This window comes from Pseudomonas savastanoi, from assembly GCF_020917325.1.
Classification (GTDB): Bacteria; Pseudomonadota; Gammaproteobacteria; order Pseudomonadales; family Pseudomonadaceae; genus Aquipseudomonas; species Aquipseudomonas amygdali.
Genome location: NZ_CP076652.1, coordinates 2,891,299 through 2,911,728, shown reverse-complemented (window position 1 = coordinate 2,911,728; position 20,430 = coordinate 2,891,299). Strand labels below are relative to the sequence as shown.

Annotated in this window: 12 protein-coding genes (1 of these 12 only partly in view); 4 read left to right on the top strand and 8 right to left on the bottom strand. The window is 59.9% G+C overall.

Going from position 1 to position 20,430, the window contains the following annotated elements:
• The first annotated feature begins 20 nt into the window (after window positions 1–20).
• The gene (locus KP808_RS12520) at window positions 21–932 is read left to right on the top strand and encodes a hypothetical protein (protein ID WP_230018727.1); all 912 of its coding nucleotides are present in this window, start codon (window positions 21–23) and stop codon (window positions 930–932) included.
• 207 nt (window positions 933–1,139) lie between these two features.
• On the opposite strand, the gene KP808_RS12515 is transcribed toward KP808_RS12520, so the two are convergent.
• The 7 genes from KP808_RS12515 to KP808_RS12485 are packed head-to-tail and all read right to left on the bottom strand — an operon-like array spanning window position 1,140 to window position 8,101.
• Window positions 1,140–2,315 carry an MFS transporter gene (locus tag KP808_RS12515; RefSeq protein WP_230018726.1) on the bottom strand — a complete coding sequence of 392 codons (1,176 nt, stop codon included), beginning with the start codon at window positions 2,313–2,315 and terminating at the stop codon, window positions 1,140–1,142.
• A gap of 22 nt (window positions 2,316–2,337) precedes the next feature.
• Window positions 2,338–2,958: a class II aldolase/adducin head domain-containing protein gene (locus tag KP808_RS12510; RefSeq protein ID WP_058401559.1), complete on the bottom strand. Its 621-nt coding sequence runs from the start codon at window positions 2,956–2,958 to the stop codon at window positions 2,338–2,340.
• Between the two features lie 10 nt (window positions 2,959–2,968).
• Window positions 2,969–4,450, bottom strand: coding sequence for an aspartate aminotransferase family protein (locus KP808_RS12505; protein WP_122259886.1), 1,482 nt, complete (start codon window positions 4,448–4,450; stop codon window positions 2,969–2,971).
• On the bottom strand, window positions 4,447–5,130 hold the full coding sequence (locus KP808_RS12500) for a class II aldolase/adducin family protein (RefSeq protein ID WP_230018724.1): 684 nt from the start codon (window positions 5,128–5,130) through the stop codon (window positions 4,447–4,449). The genes KP808_RS12505 and KP808_RS12500 overlap by 4 nt, the downstream gene beginning before the upstream one ends.
• The gene (locus KP808_RS12495; protein ID WP_230018721.1) at window positions 5,127–6,755 is read right to left on the bottom strand and encodes a xylulokinase; all 1,629 of its coding nucleotides are present in this window, start codon (window positions 6,753–6,755) and stop codon (window positions 5,127–5,129) included. Before KP808_RS12495 ends, KP808_RS12500 begins: the two co-directional genes overlap by 4 nt.
• 10 nt (window positions 6,756–6,765) lie before the next feature.
• The gene (locus KP808_RS12490; RefSeq protein ID WP_230018719.1) at window positions 6,766–7,647 is read right to left on the bottom strand and encodes a TorF family putative porin; all 882 of its coding nucleotides are present in this window, start codon (window positions 7,645–7,647) and stop codon (window positions 6,766–6,768) included.
• 28 nt (window positions 7,648–7,675) lie between these two features.
• Window positions 7,676–8,101 carry a DUF2147 domain-containing protein gene (locus tag KP808_RS12485; RefSeq protein ID WP_230018845.1) on the bottom strand — a complete coding sequence of 142 codons (426 nt, stop codon included), beginning with the start codon at window positions 8,099–8,101 and terminating at the stop codon, window positions 7,676–7,678.
• Window positions 8,102–8,265: 164 nt separating this feature from the next.
• Here KP808_RS12485 and KP808_RS12480 point away from each other — a divergent pair, with 164 nt between their 5' ends.
• The 3 genes from KP808_RS12480 to KP808_RS12470 all read left to right on the top strand — a co-directional run bounded on the left by KP808_RS12480 (window position 8,266) and on the right by KP808_RS12470 (window position 11,484).
• On the top strand, window positions 8,266–8,946 hold the full coding sequence (locus tag KP808_RS12480; RefSeq protein WP_058409316.1) for a TetR/AcrR family transcriptional regulator: 681 nt from the start codon (window positions 8,266–8,268) through the stop codon (window positions 8,944–8,946).
• A gap of 152 nt (window positions 8,947–9,098) precedes the next feature.
• Window positions 9,099–10,535, top strand: a complete 1,437-nt coding sequence (locus tag KP808_RS12475) for a coniferyl aldehyde dehydrogenase (protein WP_230018717.1) — start codon at window positions 9,099–9,101, stop codon at window positions 10,533–10,535.
• Window positions 10,536–10,815: 280 nt separating this feature from the next.
• Window positions 10,816–11,484, top strand: coding sequence for a helix-turn-helix transcriptional regulator (locus tag KP808_RS12470; RefSeq protein WP_057403628.1), 669 nt, complete (start codon window positions 10,816–10,818; stop codon window positions 11,482–11,484).
• Between the two features lie 152 nt (window positions 11,485–11,636).
• Here KP808_RS12470 and KP808_RS12465 read toward each other — a convergent pair whose 3' ends face one another.
• Window positions 11,637–20,430, bottom strand: the 3' end of a protein-coding gene (locus KP808_RS12465; RefSeq protein ID WP_230018715.1) for a non-ribosomal peptide synthetase. It continues 8,993 nt past the right edge of the window; 8,794 of the gene's 17,787 nt are visible here — the last part of the coding sequence; its start codon lies beyond the right edge, outside the window — the gene reads right to left on this strand; the stop codon is at window positions 11,637–11,639.

Below are 20,430 nucleotides of genomic sequence, written 5' to 3'. Positions count from 1 at the left end.
GCACACAACAGACAGCGTCAATGAAACTCTTTGAGGACTCTACCCCGGAAAGCATGAGATTCTGGGAGAAAGTCGCAAAAGAAAAGGAGGAAAAGCAGGCAAACGGTACCTATGTACCCGCTATCTTTGAAGGCGTTAATCTACACAGTAAGTGCGACAATGAACGTTTCAGATTCGCGCCACTTCCGTCTACATCACAGTTCTGGCTGATCATGCTGCAATTTTCAAAAGGAAGTTTAATCGTACTTTTTCTACCATTGCTCATCACGCATCTGGTAGCCATTGATGCATCTCATCTATCTTGGCAGAATGTAAGCATTGAGCTTTTGCTAAGCGTCTATCCTGTATTCGTAGGTATCCCATTACTCCTCTGGCTCATGAGCCATGTCGTCATTTACCACTTCCCTCGCGTTTGGTTTCGTGCACCAAAGGGACCAGACTGGGAGCTTAATCGTAGAACCGGTCTGGTCACGATATTCGACTATAAACGCCATCGAAAAGAAGGTGTGATCGAGGAATTCGTTGCGCCTTTTTATGAGTTCGATGCCTACATGACCACCACCCATAATCTTCACGGTCCTACATACGGGCTACTGCTTCAGCATCGCTATGAAGACCGTAAGATCAATTTTCATATGCTGATGAACGCCGACGACGTCCAGCAACGCCCCTGCGCACTCTGGGACTTCCTGCAAAACTATATGGACACCAGCGGCCCGATTCCGGACATCCCCCTCTTTGAACCATACCGGCACCTGGACCCGGTCACTGCCAGCTACGATCAGCAGCGCGGCCGCGACCCTCGCTACTGGATCGACATGGATGACGCCACGTTCAAGGCTGAGGTCGATGCTATGTGGCAGCGGGTTTATGCGATCGATACGTTTAGCCGTCCTAACCTTATGGCGCGGTATGTGGATTACGGATCTTGAGGTGCCATCTCACGCCTGCGGTGGTTCTACGCTCAATGTCACAAGCTGAAGAGGCATAGCGCTTTCGGCAAGTGCCCAAATGCGTCGCGGCAGTCTGCATGTCAGCAGCATCACCTGAACGATCCAGGCACCACCAGTTTCAAAACAACTCCGAAAGCGGCGTGCCTTTCAACTGCAATGCCCCCGCCGCCGCTGCTCGCGCACGGTTCAAGCTCTGCGTGCAACGCCAACCCTTCGACTGGCTGCCCGCCGGTGCAACAGCGCAACCAGAAACAGCGCCGTAACCGACAGCCAGACACTGACCAGCAGCACCGGTTGAGCGTTGTCGCCAGACACCCACTGCGACGCCAGCAACGGTCCGAATGCGCAGCCGAGCAGTTGCATGCCCGGAATGAGCCCGGCGATGCGTCCCGAGGGGTCGATTTGAAGCGCGATGCGCACCTGAAACGGCGTCAGCATCAGGTAGATCAGGGCAAAAAGACCGCACAGGCCCAGAAATACATTTACGCCCTGATCAGCCGTTATGTAAATGCCCAGCGCAATGCTCGCCAGGAGCAGCGCGGCGGCGGCCAGCATCGAATAGTCAGGCACCCGGCGCACCAGCAAAATGCCCAGACAGCCGCCCAGGACCTGCATGAACAGCATCGCCGAGACAAGCAATTGCGCTGAGTGCGCATCCAGCCCTGCGTGAATGCCCAGCGGTTCCAGGTACGCCCAAAGCCCGCCTACCGCCGAGAGCTGCATGAACACCAACATCAATAGCAGCACCTGCTTCAGGTTCCATTTGAAGCCTGATACTTCCGGTTGCTTGTCAGGCTGTTGCGGCAACCGTTTGGGTAGCCAGGCAACGAACAGCACGGAGCCTGCGGTCAGGATTCCAAGAAACACAAAGCCTGCGTAAACGCTTTGATCAGGCAATATCAGGTATGCAAGTGCTGCGGCTATCAGTGCCTGAGCCAGTGTCTGAACCACCATGAACACTCCTGCCACCCGATCCGGCGCAGGCCCCTGAACGATCAGGCTCACGGCCCCCCATAACAGTAGCCCCTCGGCCAGTCCCGCGAGCGAGCGGGCCGCCGTTAACGGTCCGTCGCCAGTGACGTTGGCCGTAACCAGGTCCATTCCGGCTGCGCACAGAATGGCAATGACCGTAAGCAGGCGCAGGTTGAGCATTGACCGCAGCAAGTCACCCAGTACCACGCCCAGCCCCAGCGCCACGATTTCGCCCATGGCGACCAGCCCTACGCCCTCAAGCGACACATGGTTTTGCGCGAGCAATTCGCCCAGCAGCAGCGGCTGCAGTCCCACCATCAATACCGCGACAGAGCCCAGTGCCAATGCGGCACTCAAATGCCTGCGAGTTACAGCGGACGACGTTTGCATGGCATGCGCCTCTTGAGAAGTTTTAGTAACCGCGGGTTTCTGGTGGGATCTTGCCTTCGGCAAAGCACTGCGCCGCCCGCTTCTCGTCTTTCATCAGCCTTCCGTTGGCGACCAGCACCACCCACCAGGGCAGTAGCGTGAGGTGTGCGCCGCACGCCTTGGCCAGGGTGTAGGCCTTGGCGCACTTTTCGAACAATTCTGCGTTGAGCACCATTCGAGGGCCTGTGGTGCCCATCACAGCAGGGATTCCATCGATAACCGCGGCATTCCCGCCACGCGTCAATGCATGTGCCAGGGGCCTATCAGCACTGGCGGGCGAACCCATGTGGCCTATGTGACGTGCCTGCTCATCAAATAGAATCGGCAGGACGCCGCCAAAATCGACAAGGCTTTTTGCAAAGGCCCCACCGCCGATCAGGATTGCGCCGACATCGGCACGAACCCTGTAGATAGCTGCGTGGGTCTGGCGCTCATCCTCTGCGGAATCGGAAAACGCGACAGCCTGCGGTGCCAGGTCGTCGAGTTTCCCTAGCCACATGCCCTGCTCGCCTGGCAAGCGCAATGAAATACTGCTGTGTGAGTCCACCTGACCCATCATCCGTTCGCGCAGCTCAAACCACTGCTTTCGAAGTAAATCGCGCATGGTGCTCACCTCACACCAGTTGAAAAACGGCGTCGAACCGCTCGAGCGCGTCATCAATGACGTCGTCGGTGTCTGCCAGGCTGGTGTAGATACGGCTGCCCGCGAGGGTGATCAGGCCATGAGCGGTATACGCGGCCCCCATCTCCTCCATCATGTGCTTGCGGGTCTTGGCCTCATTGCGTGCCCTCAGCAGCTTGAGCGGATTACTGGTGTCGAGCAGCAGCACACCGGAAGTCTGCAGATGCACGATGGAGCCCATGTTGTAGGCAACATAAGGCAAGCCACGTCGATTGATGATTTCATCAAGTCCTGCGCGCATGCGGTCGCCCGCCCTGCCCGCCAGCGCCGGCGCGTTCAGGCGGCGCGCCTCCAGCAGCGCGTAATAACCGGCGACGCACGACAGCGGGTTGGCCGACAGCGTCCCGCCCACGAACGCCCTTCGCGAGGATGTGCCAATGCCACCGGCAAGCAGTTGCATCACGTCTCTGCGTCCGCCAATGGCACCCGCCATCGGGTAGCCTCCCGTCAGACACTTACCCAGTACCGTGATGTCCGGCATGACATTGAAATAAGCTTGTGCGCCGCCCAGCCCCGCACGGAACCCGGTGACCACTTCGTCGAAAATAAGCAGTGCGCCAAATTCGTTGCACAGCGCACGCAACTGTCGGTTGAAGTCGGCGTGTACCGGGCGTGTGCCACTTTCCGGGCCGAAGGGTTCGACCATAATCGCTGCAGTGCCGCCACGAAGGCGATTGATCTGCAGCCTGCGGCGTAATGCATCCAGATTATTGGGCGGGCTCTCCTGGGTGTTTGCCGTAGCGCCTCGCGGAATACCCACCGCCTCCATGCGTCCGGTGCCCGGCAGGCGCATGCCGTAGACCAATTGGTCGCTCCAGCCGTGATAGGCGCCGCCGATTTTGATCACCCACCTCTTGCGGGTGTAGGCGCGTGCCAGGCGTACCGCTGCCATCACCGCTTCAGTGCCCGAGCCCAGCAAGCGCAGCATGTCGACACCGGGCATCACTTCACAGACCAGTTCGGCCAGCTTGACTTCGTATTCATGCAGCAAGCCGGTCACCGGCCCGCATTCATCGAGAATACGGTCGACCTGTTCGCGAATGGCCGGGTGATTCGAACCCAACAAAGTGGGGCCACCTGCTTGTAGAAAATCGGTGTAGCGATTGCCGTCGACATCCGTCAGGTGCGCACCTTTAGCCTGGGCGAAGGCCAGCGGAAACGGATAGTTGAACGCGAGATTGTGTTGCACACCTCCCGGTATGACTTTTTTGGCTGCCTCGGAAAGACGCTTCGAGCCCTGGCAGCGCTCGTCGAAATAGCCCATGACCTTGCTCATTGCTTCGCGTTTGATCGGGCGAATGGGCTGCTTCACCAGTTCGTCGAACCGGCGGTAGAGGGAGTCGACGTCCGGCCATTGCGATACGGCCGATTCGGGAATTGCAGGCATGCTGGCAGGATCAAGAGGTTTGTTCATGATTGAGTCTCTGAAAAAGTCTGAGGGCTGAGTGCGTGCGAGCTGGAACTGGTCAGGGCGTCGATCAGGCGGGCTATTGCAGCGCGTGACTCAGGTTTTCCACGGGTATTGACGTTGATCTGGTTGACAAGGTGATCACGACAGAATGTTTCCAGGTCCTCCAGGCGCATCAGGGTTGTCTCGATATCCGCACCGCAACACAGAACGCCGTGATTGCGCATCAGGTAAACGTTGTGATCCGGCCGGATTGCCCGGCCGAGCTTGCCGGCCAGCCAGCCGGAGCCGGACGGCGCGTAACCCACCAATTGAATGCGTTTGCCCAGCGATTTCCATAGCGGCGGGTAAGGCACGTCCAGCGCTTTGCCGAACAATGTGCAAGCGCTGGCCAGGGGTTGGTGGGTGTGGATACTGCAATTGACATCCGGGCGACTGCGCAGGACTTTGGCGTGCAACTCGCTTTCCACCGAAGGCGAACGTTCACCCGACAGTTGCTGCAGATCCTTGAGCCGCAGGACGCAGACATCCTCCGGTCGCATGCTGAAATAGTCGGTGGCCGACGGTGTGACCGCGATGTGCAGCGCGTCGATACGCAGCGCGAGGTTGCCGCCGGTGGCGGCGAAGAAGCCGCGGCGTGAGAGATGCCGCGACAGGTCGACGATCTGTTGTTGGACATTGTTCATGGTTTCGTCTCCTGCGATGGGTTCAACCTGCGATACAGCGGTGCCAGGCGTTTGCGGACTTCCTTGAACGTGGCGAAGCGGTCGTCATACAGGTTTCGGGTTGACCGGGATGGCTCGTACAGTCGATGCGGCCTTTGCAGTGTCGGAAGATCGTTGAACTGCAACTTCCCGAGCGCTACCGCAGCGATGAATGCCGCTCCACGGGCGTTGGTCTGAATGGGGTTATGCGGTTGCTGAATGACCCGCCCGCAGACATCGGCCATGATCTGGCACCACACATCCGATTGCGCTCCGCCGCCGGTGGCGACGATGATCCCGCTCGACTGGCCGATAAACCGCGAGAACGGCTCCAGCATCCAGCGCGTGTTATGGGCAACGCCTTCCATGAAGGCCCGGATAATGTCTTCCCTGGAATGTTCGAGTTTCAGGTTGATCAAGCCGGCACGCAGGCTCGGATCACCGACCGGGGAGCGTTCGCCACACAGCCATGGCGTGTAGATCAACCCCCGCGAACCCGGCGGCACGCGCGCTGCGATACGGTCAAGCAAGGCATATACATCCGGCTGTTGCTCATCGCTCAACAGCTCGTCCGGGTGGTAAAGCACCTTGTCACGCAGAAACGACAGGTTGGCGCCTGCAGCCGATTGCATGGCCATTGCCAGATAACGGCCCTTGACCGCACTGGGAACCGCAGCAATATGGTGGCGAACACTGGATTTCTTGAACGGTACATGAGCGCCTACCCAGGACGAGGTGCCCAGGTAAAGGTGCGGAGCAAAGTCCCGCACCGTGGCACCAACAGCCACTGCCGAAGTGTCTACGGCACCTGCAACCACGGGCGTTGATCGAGGTAGCCCCAGTACATCTGCCAGCTCGGCTTTCAATGTGCCGATGACTTCGGTCGAGCCCACCAGCTCAGGCAGTTTGCCGGCGTCGATACCCAGTGCCCTTATCAGCCCGTCATCGTAGCGAATGCGGTGAGGGTCCCGATTGTCGGTAATCCAGGCGGTCAGCATCGAGTCGCCTGTCGCACAGTAACGACCCGACAACCGCATGTTCATGTAGTCGAGCACATTCAGGAATTTGTGGGTCTTTTCATACCGTGCAGGGTCATGATCAAGGATGTAGGCCATGTGCCCGGCCGAGTCCATCCCGGACAGAGACGCCACCCCGCCTGTCAGTCGCAACGAACGCCAGAGCTTGAGTGGCCCGTAGCCGCCCAGATTGCACCAGCCTCCGCCCATTCGCTGCTTGATGGAGTCGGCGCCGCGCTTGTCCAGCCACAGCAGTGCCCGGCCAATCGCGGCACCATTGCGGTCGACACAGACCGTGCCTTCGCTTTGCGTGGAGCAACAGATGGCCACCACCTGACGACGCCTGCGCGGGTCGGCTCCCAGCAACTCGTTGGCGCCAAGCATGAAAGCATTCCACCAGTCCTCCGGCTCCTGCTCTGCACTCAGGCCACTGACATGCAACGGCACACCGTGAAACGCCCAGGCCCGGATGTCTCCCTCCATGGAGACCAGTGCGCACTTGCAGCCAGACGTTCCCAGGTCAATCGCGAGGACGAGTTGCTCCAGGCCGGTAACCGCCTCAGGCGTCCGGGAAATGAAAAGCGAAGTCATAAAGGTCTACTCAGAATGTGCGGGAAATCGACGCCACCCAGCGATTGCCATCCGTGGTTCGCACATGTCCGTCGTCTTCGGCCATATACAGCTCACGCGCCCGGGTCTTGGTTGTCACCCAGTCGAGTCCCCAGTCAAAGCCCCACCAGTGATGGACCAGACCTACGCCGTAGTCAGCGAAGTTCGCTTCCGAAAAGTTGGCGATCTGCTGATAACCGGCGTGCAGTTTGAGGTTGGTATTGATGCCCAGCGCGTATTTATAATCCAGGTCATACAACATGCTGCCTCGGGAGTTCTGGTCACCCTTGGCATAGCATTCCAGGCCTTTGGTCGGGTCCTCACGGAACTGCAATTGCGCACCGCACACGCCACCGCTGTTGGCGCCCCGGTAGTTCTTCGACAGCACCCGGGCAATTCGGCCTTCAAGTGCGCCATAACCGATTTCCAGCACGGCAAACTGACTGTTGTAATTGGTCGTATGCTCATCGCCCGGCGTGAAGGTCTCGAAGTCGAAGCGATTGGGCGCTTTGAACTGCGCCCCCGGAAACATCTCCGCCGCCAGCCCTACACCATAGTGCCAGGTATCGGGATCGCCAAAGCGATAACCCCCTGCGAGCAGCACTCCCAGACCATCACCGTCGAGGAACTGCTTCTTGCTGACCGTAGAAAATTCGGCAAGCGCCACCAGGCCTGTTTCATGAGCAACCTGAATGGTTACTCTGGCTCCTGGGCGATTCAGGGAATCGGAAATGCCGCGGGTGCGAATGTCCGAGCTGGCCTTGGCGGTGATATCCACCGCGTAGCTCGACATTTCATCGGCGATAGCCAGGGTGCTGCCTGCTGCGGAGCACAATGCTGCAGCCATTACATAGCGAGTTGTATAAGTGTGCATGATTCTCTCCCACGCTGAAGGGCCGGATTTACAATTTGCAAACCGGGGCAGGAGGCAGTGTTGCGATACGCTCGAATTGCTCTGTCTTGCCGAGAACTTCGGTGCCGACAAAAGCCCTTACATTCAGGCGTCCGTCCTTGACCCGGACGGCGCCCTTATATTTTTTCTGATCACGGGGGTCATATACCCAGCCATCGCGCCAGGCATCCTGGTCATAGCGGGTCAGTTGTAGAATCTGTACACCGCAGTCACTCGACGTCGAGGCAACATCCTTGACCCAGACAACCTGCCCGCAGATGGCGCCTGCCTTGTCTGCGCAGTCATCAAGCTTGACCACGGCGTCTTTTTCCGCCGTCAACCAAAGGCCCTTTGCCTCCAGCGGACCCGCAGCAGCGTGAATACCGGTGGAGCACATCAGAACAGAAGAGAGGAAAAGACATTGCCGTGCGTTCATAGCGTCACCTTTTTTTATTTTTTGTTTTAACAAACCGTCACACTAACGACGCTTCAGTTATGATAGTCATCGCTACACGATAGTTATAGCTATCATTTTATCGTGGAGCAACTGTTTTTTTTCGACCGTCCTGCTGGCGCCCCACTCTTTTTTGACAGGTACTTATGGCCAGGCTGAAAACTGAACCCTCTCCTGCGCAGGTCGCAGGAAAAACCCTCGAGCGCAAGAAGCTGCCTGCGCAGCAACGCGCCACTGAAACCTACGAACGCATTCTGGTCGCTACGGCAAATACCTTGTGCGAGGTCGGCATAGAGCGCTTGTCGACCAATCTCGTGTGCGAACGGGCTGGCCTTACACCGCCAGCGCTGTACCGCTATTTCCCCAATAAATACGCGCTGTTGACGGTTCTTGGTGAGCGTCTGCTGGAGAAGCAGAACGAGCGGATTGATCACTGGATCACCCCCGAGCTGATCGCAGGTACGCCGCAGGCTCTGGAGCAGGCGCTTGCCGAACTGATTCTGGATACTTACCGGGTTACCGACGCCACGCTGGGCGGCATGTGGACGCTGAAAGCGTTAAGGGCAGTTCCTGCGCTGGAGCATGTGCGGCTCGACTCTCACCGAAGGGTGTCCAAGGCCCAGGCCGCGATCATTGCCAGCGCTATTCCCGAGGCTGATCCCAAGCAGATAGCTATGGTTGCCCGTGTGGCGGTCGAGATGATTCACGCCACCATCGAATTGCTGTTCGATGAGCCTCTCGACCCGGCGAAGACCTGCGCCATGGTAGCGGCGATGATCGTCAGCCATCTGGATCGCCTTGATCCCGAACCTGCACCTGACAGATGAATACGCGAGACCAGATTGACCGTTTCGGCCACTTGAACCGGCCGGATCGCCCCTTCATCGGTCCGCGATGGTTCTGTACGGTTACGTGAGCCAGAACGTAATCGCAACACTGCATCTATCTTATAAAAACACGCAGCCACAGGAGCAGCTTCATGAATCAGCCCGCAAGGATCACGCCCACTACGCCGTCTCCCGCTCCGGGGCTAACCGAGCTGTTCGAGGCGCAGAAAGCTGCAGTTCGCGCGCAAGGGGTGCCCTCCTACGCTCAACGAATCGCCGACCTCAACGCCATTTTGCGAGTGGTCAGCGACAATCAGGACAGGTTGCTTGAAGCGGTCAGCGCAGACTTCGGCAACCGCTCCTTCGCTGAAACCAGGCTCGGCGAGCTGATGCCTGTCATCAATGGCATCAAGCACATTCGTTCGCATCTCAAGGCGTGGATGCGGCCCTCCAGACGCAAGGTGGGTATTGTTTTCAAGCCTGCGACTGCCAGGGTCATTTATCAGCCGCTGGGCGTAGTCGGTATTCTCGCGCCCTGGAACTATCCGCTGACGCTGACACTGGTGCCCTTGATAGAGGCACTGGCAGCGGGCAACCGGGTAATGATCAAACCTTCGGAATTGACCCCCAGAACCTCTGAGCTGCTCCAGCAATTGCTGGGTGAAACTTTCTCTGCCGAGCAGGTCACAGTAGTCACTGGAGATGCCCTGCTGGCAAGCCGGTTCAGTGAGCTGCCCTTTGACCACCTGGTGTTCACCGGGTCGACCCATGTAGGTCGCCATGTCATGGCGGCGGCTGCACGTAACCTGACGCCGGTGACACTGGAGCTGGGCGGTAAATCACCGGTAGTGATCTGCGACGACTATTCGATTAAAAAAGCGGCACGGATGCTTGCTATCGGCAAACTGTTCAACGCCGGGCAGACCTGCGTCGCACCCGACTACGTACTGGTCCCGCACGAACATGTAAACAGTTTTGCCGGCGAGTGGCTGGCGGCTGCGAAAAAACTTTACCCGACACTCGAAGGTAACCCGGACTACACCTCGATCATCTCCCAGCGCCACCACGAAAGGCTCGTGAGCATGGCTACCCAGGCCCTCTCAAAAGGGGCGAAGGCATGGCAACACGGTGCGCCGGTGTCGACCCACGAACGTAAGATTGCGCCCATGGCGCTCACGGATGTACCGCTCGATGCCGACCTGATGCAGGAAGAGATTTTTGGTCCGCTGCTGCCGATACTTGCCTATGACTCTCTGGATGAAGCCATAAGCTTTATCAATGATCGCCCCTCGCCTCTGGCCCTCTACTGTTTTTCCAACAACCAGACGTCCGTGGACCAGGTGCTGGACCGGACGCAATCCGGCGGTGTGACCATCAATGGCACCATGCTGCACGCCACTCAGGATGATCTGCCGTTCGGCGGCGTCGGGCAGAGTGGCACCGGGGCCTATCACGGCTATGAGGGCTTCGTTCGTCTGTCCCATGCTCGCGGCGTTCTCAAGTTGAGTCGCTTCAACATGTCTGACAAGGTCTCGGCACCTTATGGGCGGCTGACACGCTTTGTAACCCGCCTCATGCTCGGCAAATAGACGTTTTCCGAGCAACCGCGTCAGGTGACAGGATGTCGCCCCGCCACGATATAGCTCCTGCCCTGCCTTCCAGGCAGCCAATGATGATCACTGTTTGTGATGATCCAGTATTTATGTAACATCAGAGCGTTATTCTCTGCGCACTTCAACTAGCCGTGTTCTAAAAGGCATCTAACGCAGGCATCTAGCGGCCACATCACTCACAGCCAAGTTGATGTGACCGCTGTTTGCGTTTGACGTCTAAGCTAGTGTCAGCATTTCTGAAATCATGGATGACTCAATGCCACACACATTACTACCCCACATAGGCAGGGCCATAGCCAGCATCGGCAGCGGCCATTTTTCCAGCATGTTCCACAAGCTTATCGATACTCAGCTTGCCGTGGATGCCACCCACCTTTCCTCACTGCCACAGCCCTGGCAAACGCTGCCCGCGTCGGAACCCACAGTCTTCAACGAAACGGTGACGTCCTCACGCGGCACCTTGCTGCTCAGCGACTCGATCCATCTTTATCCTGCGCAGGCCTCGGAGAACTTCAGCTGCAAGATAACCGTCTTCAGGGCGCTGCCAGCGCATGAGTTTTCGGACAATGAACGTCGTCAGCTAAGCACTATCTCACCGCTTTTGTTCTCAATACTCGAAAGGCATGTCAATGCCTTGCAAATGACAATGATCACTGTCGAACCGAAAAAAACCGAAAGCGTCGAAGAGCGTTTTCATGACCGGTTGCGCGAAACAGGTATGACATTGTCCGAGCGGGAAATGCAGGTCTGCATCGGTCTGCTCGCCGGTCATACCGCAATCGAGCAGGCCGAACGGCTTGCGCTCAAGGTCAATACGGTAGGCAGTTACCAGCGCCGCGCCGCCATCAAACTGGGCATCAGCGGTCGGCACTCGCTGATGCGCTGGATGTATGGCTCATCGGAAAGCGCTTGTTCAGCCTGCTGAACGCCGTTCAAGAGCACTGTTTGAGTAACAGACAGAATAGGTAGCCAATGCCACAGGACGGGGTGATATCGATCACCCCGCCCATGCGCCTTACTGCAGGTAGCGCTGGCCTGGCTTGTCGCCTGCCTGACGCATGCGTTCTGTCAAACGGTTCATTGCGTTTCTCCCACGCCAATTGCCAATCCGTCGTACCACCAGGCCGCCAGACTGTATACGTCTGGTGCCTTGAGGACGCTGAAGTGATTGCCCGGTCCCTGCCATGGCGTCAGCTGCGGCATCAGGTGTTGCCACCCTGTTGCAGATGACGCCTGCTCAAGTTGATTGTCCAGAGCATCCAGCTGCGGATCATCCACCAGTACCAGGCTGGCCCTGCCACTGTAGCCTCCGGGCTCTGGCCGATAGACAGTCCTTATGGCGCTGGCAAACGTACGAACAATCCCTTGCAGTGCCTGTGCTGCCAGGCGCGGTGGCAACAACCCGACGCGCACCATGGCCTGTTGCAGCAGGTGCAGTTGAGTGTCTCCATCGCTGTCGGCGAACACTTGAGGGTCGATTTCCAGGCTTCTGCCGGCGGACAACTGCAACGCTTCGATCAGCCTCTCCAACACTGCCGTGGCGGTATAGGGCTTGCAGCGCAGGCCGTCACCACCAGGCGCTTCGCTGTCGATCAGGGTCAGCGAGACAACCTCACGACCACGGGCCTGAAGCTTGACGGCCATGGCATGCGCCGCCCAGCCACCAAAGGAATGCCCGACCAGATGCAACGGGCCGTGTGGATACATTGCTTCGATCGCTTGCACATGGCTCTGCGCTGCCGCTTCCACCCTGCTGTGCGGAGCACTGCGGCCGTCCAGACCGCGCGGCTGCAGGCCGTAGATAGGCCAGTCCGGCCCCAGCGCTTCGGCCAGGCCGATGAAACTGGTGACGCTGTCACCGGCACCCGGCACGCAGAACAATGGCGCATGCCCATCCCGCCCGCTCTGGATGGCCAGCAGCGATTGATAAGCCGGTGTCGACGGCGGTGTATCGGGCACTCCATGCAACGCAGCACTGATGCTCCGACCGAGTGTGTCCACGTGAGGCGCCTGCATCATTGTCATGTGATCCCCAGGCACGCTGACACAGCGCAACTGGCCTTTTGGCAGGACTTCGCCCCAGCCCAGTGTAGGACTGGTGCCTGGCGGTGCCATTGGACGCTGCTCTGCGCAGAACAGGTGGATCGGCAAACCGAGCGGTTCCAGCTGGTAATGCGCCAGGGCGTGACCGTGCGCCACTTCCCGGTCCAGGTAGTGATGCAATTGTTGATCGCTGGCCTGCGCCAGTTCCTCGTACAGCAGTTCCTCGTCGCGGCAAAGTTTCAGTAGGGTTTCAAAGTCCGGCAGGGTCGCCTGTCCGCTCAACGAGGTCAGACGCGCCAATGCAGCAGCACCCGCCACGCCCTGGGTTTTCCAGTGCGCGATGCAGTGCGACAGCAATTGCCGCTCAAGCAGGTCAGGTCCTTGCCAGCGTGCCTTGCCCTGATCAGTCAGGCGCGGCACGTAGCTGTCGATCAGGCCGAGGAATGCAACGGGCTCGTCCATACCGAGCAGTTGAGTTGCCACTTCATAGGCCAGAACCCCGCCAAACGACCAGCCTGCCAGCCGGTAAGGACCGCGTGGCTGGACCTGCCGAATACGTTCCACCAGCCGCGCCGCCAGGCATTCCATGGTGCGCAATTGCTGCTGGCCCAGGCCAACCCCCGGCAAGCCGTAGATCGGGAAGTCGCCCTGCAGGTGTTGTCCAAGGACCGGAAAGTAAGCGTCCAGACCGGTAAAGTCATGAATCAGGAAAAGAGGCGGTTCGCTGCCACCTGCCCGTACCGTGACGACCTCCTGAGCTTCGACCGAGGGGGCCGGACGCTGGTCGAGCAATCCGGCCAGCGCTGCGATGCTCGGATGCTGGAACAACTCGGCCAGGGACAGTAACAAGCCTGCTTTTTGCAGCAGGCTGACCAGACGGATCGCCGACAGCGAATGGCCACCCAGCTCAAAGAAACTGTCGTGTCTGCCGATTCGGCCCACTTCCAGAACGTCGGCCCACAGCTGCGCCAGACGCTCCTCCAATGCCGTGGTCGGCGCTTGATAAGCAAGGTTCGCCAGCGCGGCCATGTCCGGGGCTGGCAAGGCCTTGCGGTTGACCTTGCCATTCTGGGTCAACGGCAGTGCATCCAGACCGACAAAGACTGCAGGCACCATGTATTCCGGCAATTGCCCTAACAGGTGCGCTCTCAATGCAGCACTTTCGAGCGCAGCGTCGCGACGAGTGAAGTAGCCCACCAGGCGCAACGAACCATCTTCCAGATGTTGCGTAGTCACAACGGCTTCGCCAACGCCCGGGCATTGCGCCAGGTGCTGTTCGATCTCGCCCAGCTCGATGCGCACCCCACGGATTTTGACCTGATCGTCGTTGCGGCCCAGGTATTCAAGGGTCCCGTCAGCCAGCCAGCGCACCAGGTCGCCGGAGCGGTACATTCTAGCCTCGCTGCTGTCGCTGAACGGATCATCAAGGAAGCGCTCGGCGGTCAGGTCCGGACGGTTCAGATAGCCACGTGCTACGCCTGTGCCGCCGATATACAACTCGCCGGGCACCCCGAGCGGCACTGGCTGGCCCTGCGAATCCAATACATAAAGCCGCGCATGGGAAACAGGCTTGCCGATGTGCAAGACCTTGCCCGGCTCCATCAGGCCAGAGCTGGCAACGACCGTAGTTTCCGTCGGGCCGTAGTTGTTGACCACCGCGAAACCAGGGTCCCGATTGAAGTGACGCAAACGGTCGCCACCAATCAACAAGGTTTTAAGGGTCGGGTGACGCAACTCGCGACTGAATGCATATTCGGCCACAGGTGTCGGCAGAAACGCGACTTGCAGAGGTTGCGCCAGCCACCAGTCGAGCAACACATCAAGCTGTTCGTTGCCAATCTCCGCAGGTGGCAGATGCAATACTGCACCGGCACACAACGCAGGCCATACTTCCCAGGCCATTGCGTCGAAACCAAACCCGGCCACGCTGGCGGTATGACTGCCTGCACGCAGATCGAATACCTGACAGTGCCAGTCCACCAGATTGTTCAGCGTTCGATGCTCGACCATCACACCTTTGGGCAGCCCGGTGGACCCCGAGGTGTAAATCACGTAAGCCAGGTGACGCGTGGTCATATCCGCAATATGCGGGTTTTCGGTGCGTTGCGACCAGTCCGGGCGATCTAGAACCACCACCGGTACATCCAGGCTGGGCAGACGCGCCAGCAGGCCGGACTGAGCCAGCACCACCACAGGCGTGCTGTCTTCGAGCAGGTAGCCGATGCGCTCGTCCGGATGTGCCGGATCGACCGGCACATAGCTCGCCCCGGCTTTCAACACCGCCAGCAAGCCGGTGAGTGTTTCAAGCCCGCGCCGCGCCACTACCGCCACACGGTCATCCGGACGTACGCCCAAGCCGATAAGGTGATGGGCCAGTGCGTTGGCGCGACTATTCAGCTCCGCGTAGCTCAAGCCCTGGTCGCCTGCCTGGGCAGCCAAAGCGTTCGGCTGATCAAGCGCCTGTTGCTCAATACGCTGATGAATGGTCAGCGAGTTCTCTGGACTGAGCGCTTGGGCATTGAAGCCATCGAGCAGTTCGTTTAGTTCAGCGCCCGGCAGAATGTTCAGCGACTGAATCGGCGCGGTAAGTTTTTGCTCAAGGGCAATGACCAGGTTCTCTACGGCGCAGGAAAGGTACGCGCAGACACGCTGGGCATTGATGCCCGTCGTGGTCAGCGCCGACAGGTCGAACGCCTCGCCCAGGTCATCGACGCTGAGCGTCAACGGGTAGCTGCTGCGCTCACCGGCCTGCAACAGTTCGATCCCCTGCCAGGCTTTTTCGGCCGCCTCGTCGTGCTCTCCGGGCGCAGTGCTGTGGCGGTAGTTCAACAACGCGCTGAACAACGGCGCGCCCGCAGGCAAGGCGCTGCAACGCTGGGCAATTGCCAGCGAGGCATGCTCGTGGGCAAGCAATCCGGTCAGACGCAGGTGGGTCTGCAACACCGCGTCGCGTGCAGTCTGACCGGAGAGGTCAATCCGCAGCGGCAAGGTGTTGATGAACACCCCGAGCGTGCGCTCTGCCCCCTCGGTGCCGTTCAGGCGACCGAGCAGTACGGTGCCGAACACCACTTTGTCGCGTCCGGACAACCGGCCCAGTACCTGAGCCCAGGCCAGATGCATCAGGCTGGCAGGGCTGACTCCCAGTTGCCGTACTTGATCGCGCAGCCGCTGGCTCAGCGCTGCATCCAGGCGTAGCCTGGCGTCACTCGGAAAATCCGGCCCCGGCAGCGAAGTCTGGCCATACGCCAGGGTGGGTTCGTCCAGGTCACCCAATTGCTCGCGGAAGAACGTTTCATGCGCGTGCTCACCCGCGCCCAGCAAGGTCTGCGCGATGTAATTGCGGTAAGGCACTGGCGCGGGCAGTTGCGCCTGCTGATCCAGCAGTATTGCCTGCAATTCCCGGCTCAGCAGGTCGAGGGCGACGTGGTCCATGATCAGGTGATGGAACAGCAATACCGCGACGATACGCTGGTTGTCCGGGTCGTCGGCGTGCACCAGACGCAGCAGCGGTGCACGGACAAGGTCCAGCGGTTCGGGATCGGCCAGTGCCGCCAGCGGCAATTCGATCACCGGCAGGTCGGCATGACGCCATACCACTTGCACAGGTGTTTCCAGGCCTTCCCAGCACAGCGAAGTACGCAGCACGTCGTTACGCGCGATGACCTGCTGCAGCGCCTGGCAAAAGGCATCCAGCCGTGAGCGGTCGGCAAACGCAAAGCGCGCTTGCAAGCGATAAGGGTCATCCTCACCGGCTGACAGGTAATGATAGAAAATACCTGCCTGCAAAGGCCCCAGCGGGTAAATGTCCTGAACATTGGGCGCACCGCCGGTCACGCTGGCGACGACGCGATCAATGCCTGCCTGGTCCAGCTTCACCAAGGGCAACAGGTCCGGGGTGATCGACGTGCAATCCGTACCGATCAGGTTGGCCGGAACCTTCACCTGACTGCCGTTACCGATGGCGCGGGCCAGGGCCGCCAGGGTTGGCTGGGCAAACAACACGCGAATATCTGCGTCCATGCCGCGACGACGCATACGAGCAATCAGGGTGACGGCGAGTAGCGAATGGCCGCCTAGTTCGAAGAAGTGATCGTTGCGCCCTACCTGCTCGACCTGCAGCAAATCGCTCCATATCTCGGCAACGGCTATTTCCAGTTCGCCTTGCGGCGGCTCGTATTCACGCCCCGGCAGAGCGTCGCGGTCCGGTACGGGTAAGGCGCGGCGATCCACCTTGCCATTGGCGGTCAGCGGCCAGGCATCAAGGCGCACAAAGGCGCTCGGCACCATATAGCCTGGCAGACGGGCCAGCATCTCGGCACGCAGTCCGGCGACCTCAATGGCGGAGGCAGCGGCGTGTTCGATGAAGTACGCCACCAGACGTGGTTGCCCAGGCTCGTCTTCGCGGGCCAGAACCAGCGATTCTTCGATACCCGGCAAGGCCGCCAACTGCGCCTCGATTTCGCCCAGCTCGATACGCACACCACGAATCTTCACCTGATCATCGTTACGGCCCAGATAATCCAGCGTGCCATCGGCATTCCAGCGCGCCAGATCGCCAGTGCGGTACATGCGCGCTTGCGGCTGCCCACTGAACGGGTCGTTCAGGAAGCGCTCGGCAGTCAGTTGCGGCTGGTTCAGATAACCACGCGCCACGCCTTCGCCGCCTATGTACAACTCGCCGGCAACGCCCAAAGGCACCAGTTGCTGCTGGTCGTCGAGCAGGTACACGCGGGTATTGGCAATCGGTGTGCCGATATCCAGGCTGCCATCCGGCAGTAGACGGCCCGATGTGGCCACCACCGTAGCCTCGGTCGGGCCGTAGTTGTTGATGACGGCGAAGCCCGGGTCGCGGTGGAACTGACGCAGGCGGTCACCGCCGATCAACAGCGTGCGCAGGGTCGGATGATGCAGCTCGCGACTGAACGCATATTCAGCCACCGGGGTCGGCAGAAAGGCTACTTGCAGCGGTTGAGCCAGCCACCAGTCAAGCAGCGCGTCGAGCTGCTCGTTACCGATGTTTGCAGGCGGAAGGTGCAGCGTTGCACCGGCACACAGTGCCGGCCAGATTTCCCAGGCCATCGCGTCAAAACCGAAACCGGCAACGCTGGCAGTGTGGCTGCCTGCGTGCAGATCGAACGCCTGGCAATGCCAATGCACCAGATTGGCCAGGGTGCCATGCTCGACCATCACGCCTTTCGGTTGCCCGGTCGAGCCCGAGGTGTAGATGACATAAGCCAGTTCGCGGGACGTCAGCCCCGCCACCAGCGGATTATCCGCCTGAGTAGGCCACTCGGGTCGATCAAGCGCAATCACCGGCACCGCCAACGCTGGCAGACGCGCGATGAAGGTCTGTTGAGCAAGTACCACCACCGGTGCGCTGTCGGTCAGCAGGTAGCCAAGGCGTTCATCGGGATGCGCCGGATCCACCGGCACATAGCAGGCACCGGCCTTGAGCACTGCCAGCAGGCTCACCAGCGTGTCCAGCCCGCGGCGCGCAACCACCGCCACCCGATCGTCCGGGCGCACGCCAAGGCTGATCAGATAATGGGCAAGGCTGTTGGCCTGGCGGTTCAACTCTGCATAGCTCAGCGACTGTTCGCCAACCCGGGCAGCGACGGCTTCAGGCAGACGTGCGGCTTGAGCTTCGATCAGGCCATGAACGGTCTGGCCTTGCGGGAAACTCACCGCGCTGGCATTGAGGCTTTCAAGCAGATACTCGCGTTCCTGAGGGCCCACCAGCGGGATATCACCCAGCACCGCGTTTTCGTTATTCACCAGCGCGTGCAGCACCTGCTCGAAATAACCGTAATAGCGCTGCACCGTGGGCTCATCGAACAGCGCGGTTGCGTATTCCAGCGTGCCAAACAGCGCGTCACCCTGCTCACCGAGGTTCAACGACAGATCAAACTTGCAGACCTGACTCCCCTGCTCGACCACGCTCAGCGACAGGCCGTCCATGTCCGGTAACGAGGTTTCACCGGCCAGCCAGTTGAGCGTGGTCTGGAACAACGGGGAGTGAGCCAGGCTGCGGGTCGGTCGGACAATTTCCACCACCTGCTCGAATGGCAGGTCCTGATGATCCTGAGCCTCCAGTACCCGCTCCCTGACCTGTGCCAGCAATGCATTACCGGTCAGCGCCGAGGCTGTATCGATGCGCACGGCCAGCGTGTTGACGAACAGCCCGATCAGCCCTTCCAGCTCCGCACGACCGCGTCCTGCAATCGGGCTGCCGACCACCACTTCGGCCTGACCGGAAAGACGCGCCAGCAATGCGCCCCATGCGGTCAGCAAGGTCATGTACAGCGTAACGCCTTGCCGTTGCGCCAGCGCTCGCAAGCCTGCCGTCAGTGGCCCGTCCAGCCGCACGTTCAGGCTGGCACCGGCGAAGTCCTGCTGTGCCGGGCGGGGCCGGTCGGCAGGCAGCGTCAGTAGCGTCGGTGCGCCTTCCAGCGCTTGTCGCCAATAGGCTGCCTGATGTTGCAGGCGCTCGCCGCTCATCCAGCCCTGCTGCCATACCGCATAGTCGGCGTATTGAATAGCCAAAGCTGGCAGGGGATCGTCCCTGCCTTGATGCAATGCCGGGTATAACGCGAGCAATTCGCGAGTCAGCACGCCCAGCGACCAACCGTCGGCGACGATGTGGTGCACCGTCAGCAACAACACATGCTGCTCGTCTTCCACCTGTAGCAGGCAGCCACGGATCAGCGGCCCACGCGTCAGATCGAACGCTGCGGTGGCCTCTACAGCAACACGTTCGGCCAGTGTTTCCGGCATTTGACGCAGATCTTCAACATGCAGGACCGGCATGGCCGCAGGCGCAGTAAACACAACCTCTGCACCCTCCTCGCAGGCGATGAACCGGCTGCGCAGGGTTTCGTGGCGCTCGATGATCCGCGATACCGCAGCGGTCAGCGCAGCAACATCCAGCAAGCCCCGTATGCGCAGAGCCAGCGGGATGTTGTACGCCTCATTGCCACCCTCCATCTGCGCCAGGAACCACAAGCGCTGCTGGGCGAACGACAGCGGTAGCGACTGATCACGCGGTGCAGGCAGGATCAACGACAGTTCACTGCGTCCGGCACCGGCCAGCGCACTGGCGACGGCGGCCAGCTCGCCCAGCGCGAAGAGTTCGCCCAATGGCAACTCCATGCCCATCTGTTGACGCACCTGCGACACCATGCGCATGGCCAGCAAGGAATGCCCGCCCAGGTCGAAGAAGTGGTCGTGGCGGCCTACCTGTTCAATCTGTAGAACTTCAGCCCAGATCTGCGCCAGAGCCACTTCAATCTCTCCCTGCGGTGGCTCGTAGGCCAGCCCCAGCAGCGACGAGTGATCCGGTTTGGGCAGCGCACGGCTGTCGAGCTTGCCGTTGGCAGTCAGCGGCAGCGCGGTCAGCTCTATATAGGCTCCCGGAACCATGTATTCAGGCAGGTTGGCCTGCAGATGAGCACGCATTTGCTCAGGCCCAGGGGCATCGGCCTCCTGTTGGCTGGTGAAATAGGCAACCAGACGTACATTGCCCGGTTCGTCTTCACGAGCCAGAACAACGGCCTCTCTGACCCCCGGCAACTGGTGCAGACAATTGACAATTTCGCCCAGTTCAATACGGAAGCCACGGATTTTCACTTGATCGTCGTTGCGTCCCAGGCATTCCAGCTGGCCGTCATCCAGCCAGCGACCCAGATCGCCGGTGCGGTACAGCATGGCGCCAGGCTGATCGCTGAACGGGTCGGCAATAAACTTCTCGTCGGTCAGATCCTGGCGGTTCAGATAACCCAGCGCCACACCGTCGCCACCGATGTAAAGCTCGCCAATAGCTCCCAACGGT

Excerpts from the sequence above, each read along its gene's own strand:
- KP808_RS12520 (WP_230018727.1), top strand. The coding sequence starts at position 21 with ATGAAACTCTTTGAGGACTCTACCCCGGAAAGCATGAGATTCTGGGAG.
- KP808_RS12515 (WP_230018726.1), bottom strand. The coding sequence starts at position 2,315 with ATGCAAACGTCGTCCGCTGTAACTCGCAGGCATTTGAGTGCCGCATTG.
- KP808_RS12510 (WP_058401559.1), bottom strand. The coding sequence starts at position 2,958 with ATGCGCGATTTACTTCGAAAGCAGTGGTTTGAGCTGCGCGAACGGATG.
- KP808_RS12505 (WP_122259886.1), bottom strand. The coding sequence starts at position 4,450 with ATGAACAAACCTCTTGATCCTGCCAGCATGCCTGCAATTCCCGAATCG.
- KP808_RS12500 (WP_230018724.1), bottom strand. The coding sequence starts at position 5,130 with ATGAACAATGTCCAACAACAGATCGTCGACCTGTCGCGGCATCTCTCA.
- KP808_RS12495 (WP_230018721.1), bottom strand. The coding sequence starts at position 6,755 with ATGACTTCGCTTTTCATTTCCCGGACGCCTGAGGCGGTTACCGGCCTG.
- KP808_RS12490 (WP_230018719.1), bottom strand. The coding sequence starts at position 7,647 with ATGCACACTTATACAACTCGCTATGTAATGGCTGCAGCATTGTGCTCC.
- KP808_RS12485 (WP_230018845.1), bottom strand. The coding sequence starts at position 8,101 with ATGAACGCACGGCAATGTCTTTTCCTCTCTTCTGTTCTGATGTGCTCC.
- KP808_RS12480 (WP_058409316.1), top strand. The coding sequence starts at position 8,266 with ATGGCCAGGCTGAAAACTGAACCCTCTCCTGCGCAGGTCGCAGGAAAA.
- KP808_RS12475 (WP_230018717.1), top strand. The coding sequence starts at position 9,099 with ATGAATCAGCCCGCAAGGATCACGCCCACTACGCCGTCTCCCGCTCCG.
- KP808_RS12470 (WP_057403628.1), top strand. The coding sequence starts at position 10,816 with ATGCCACACACATTACTACCCCACATAGGCAGGGCCATAGCCAGCATC.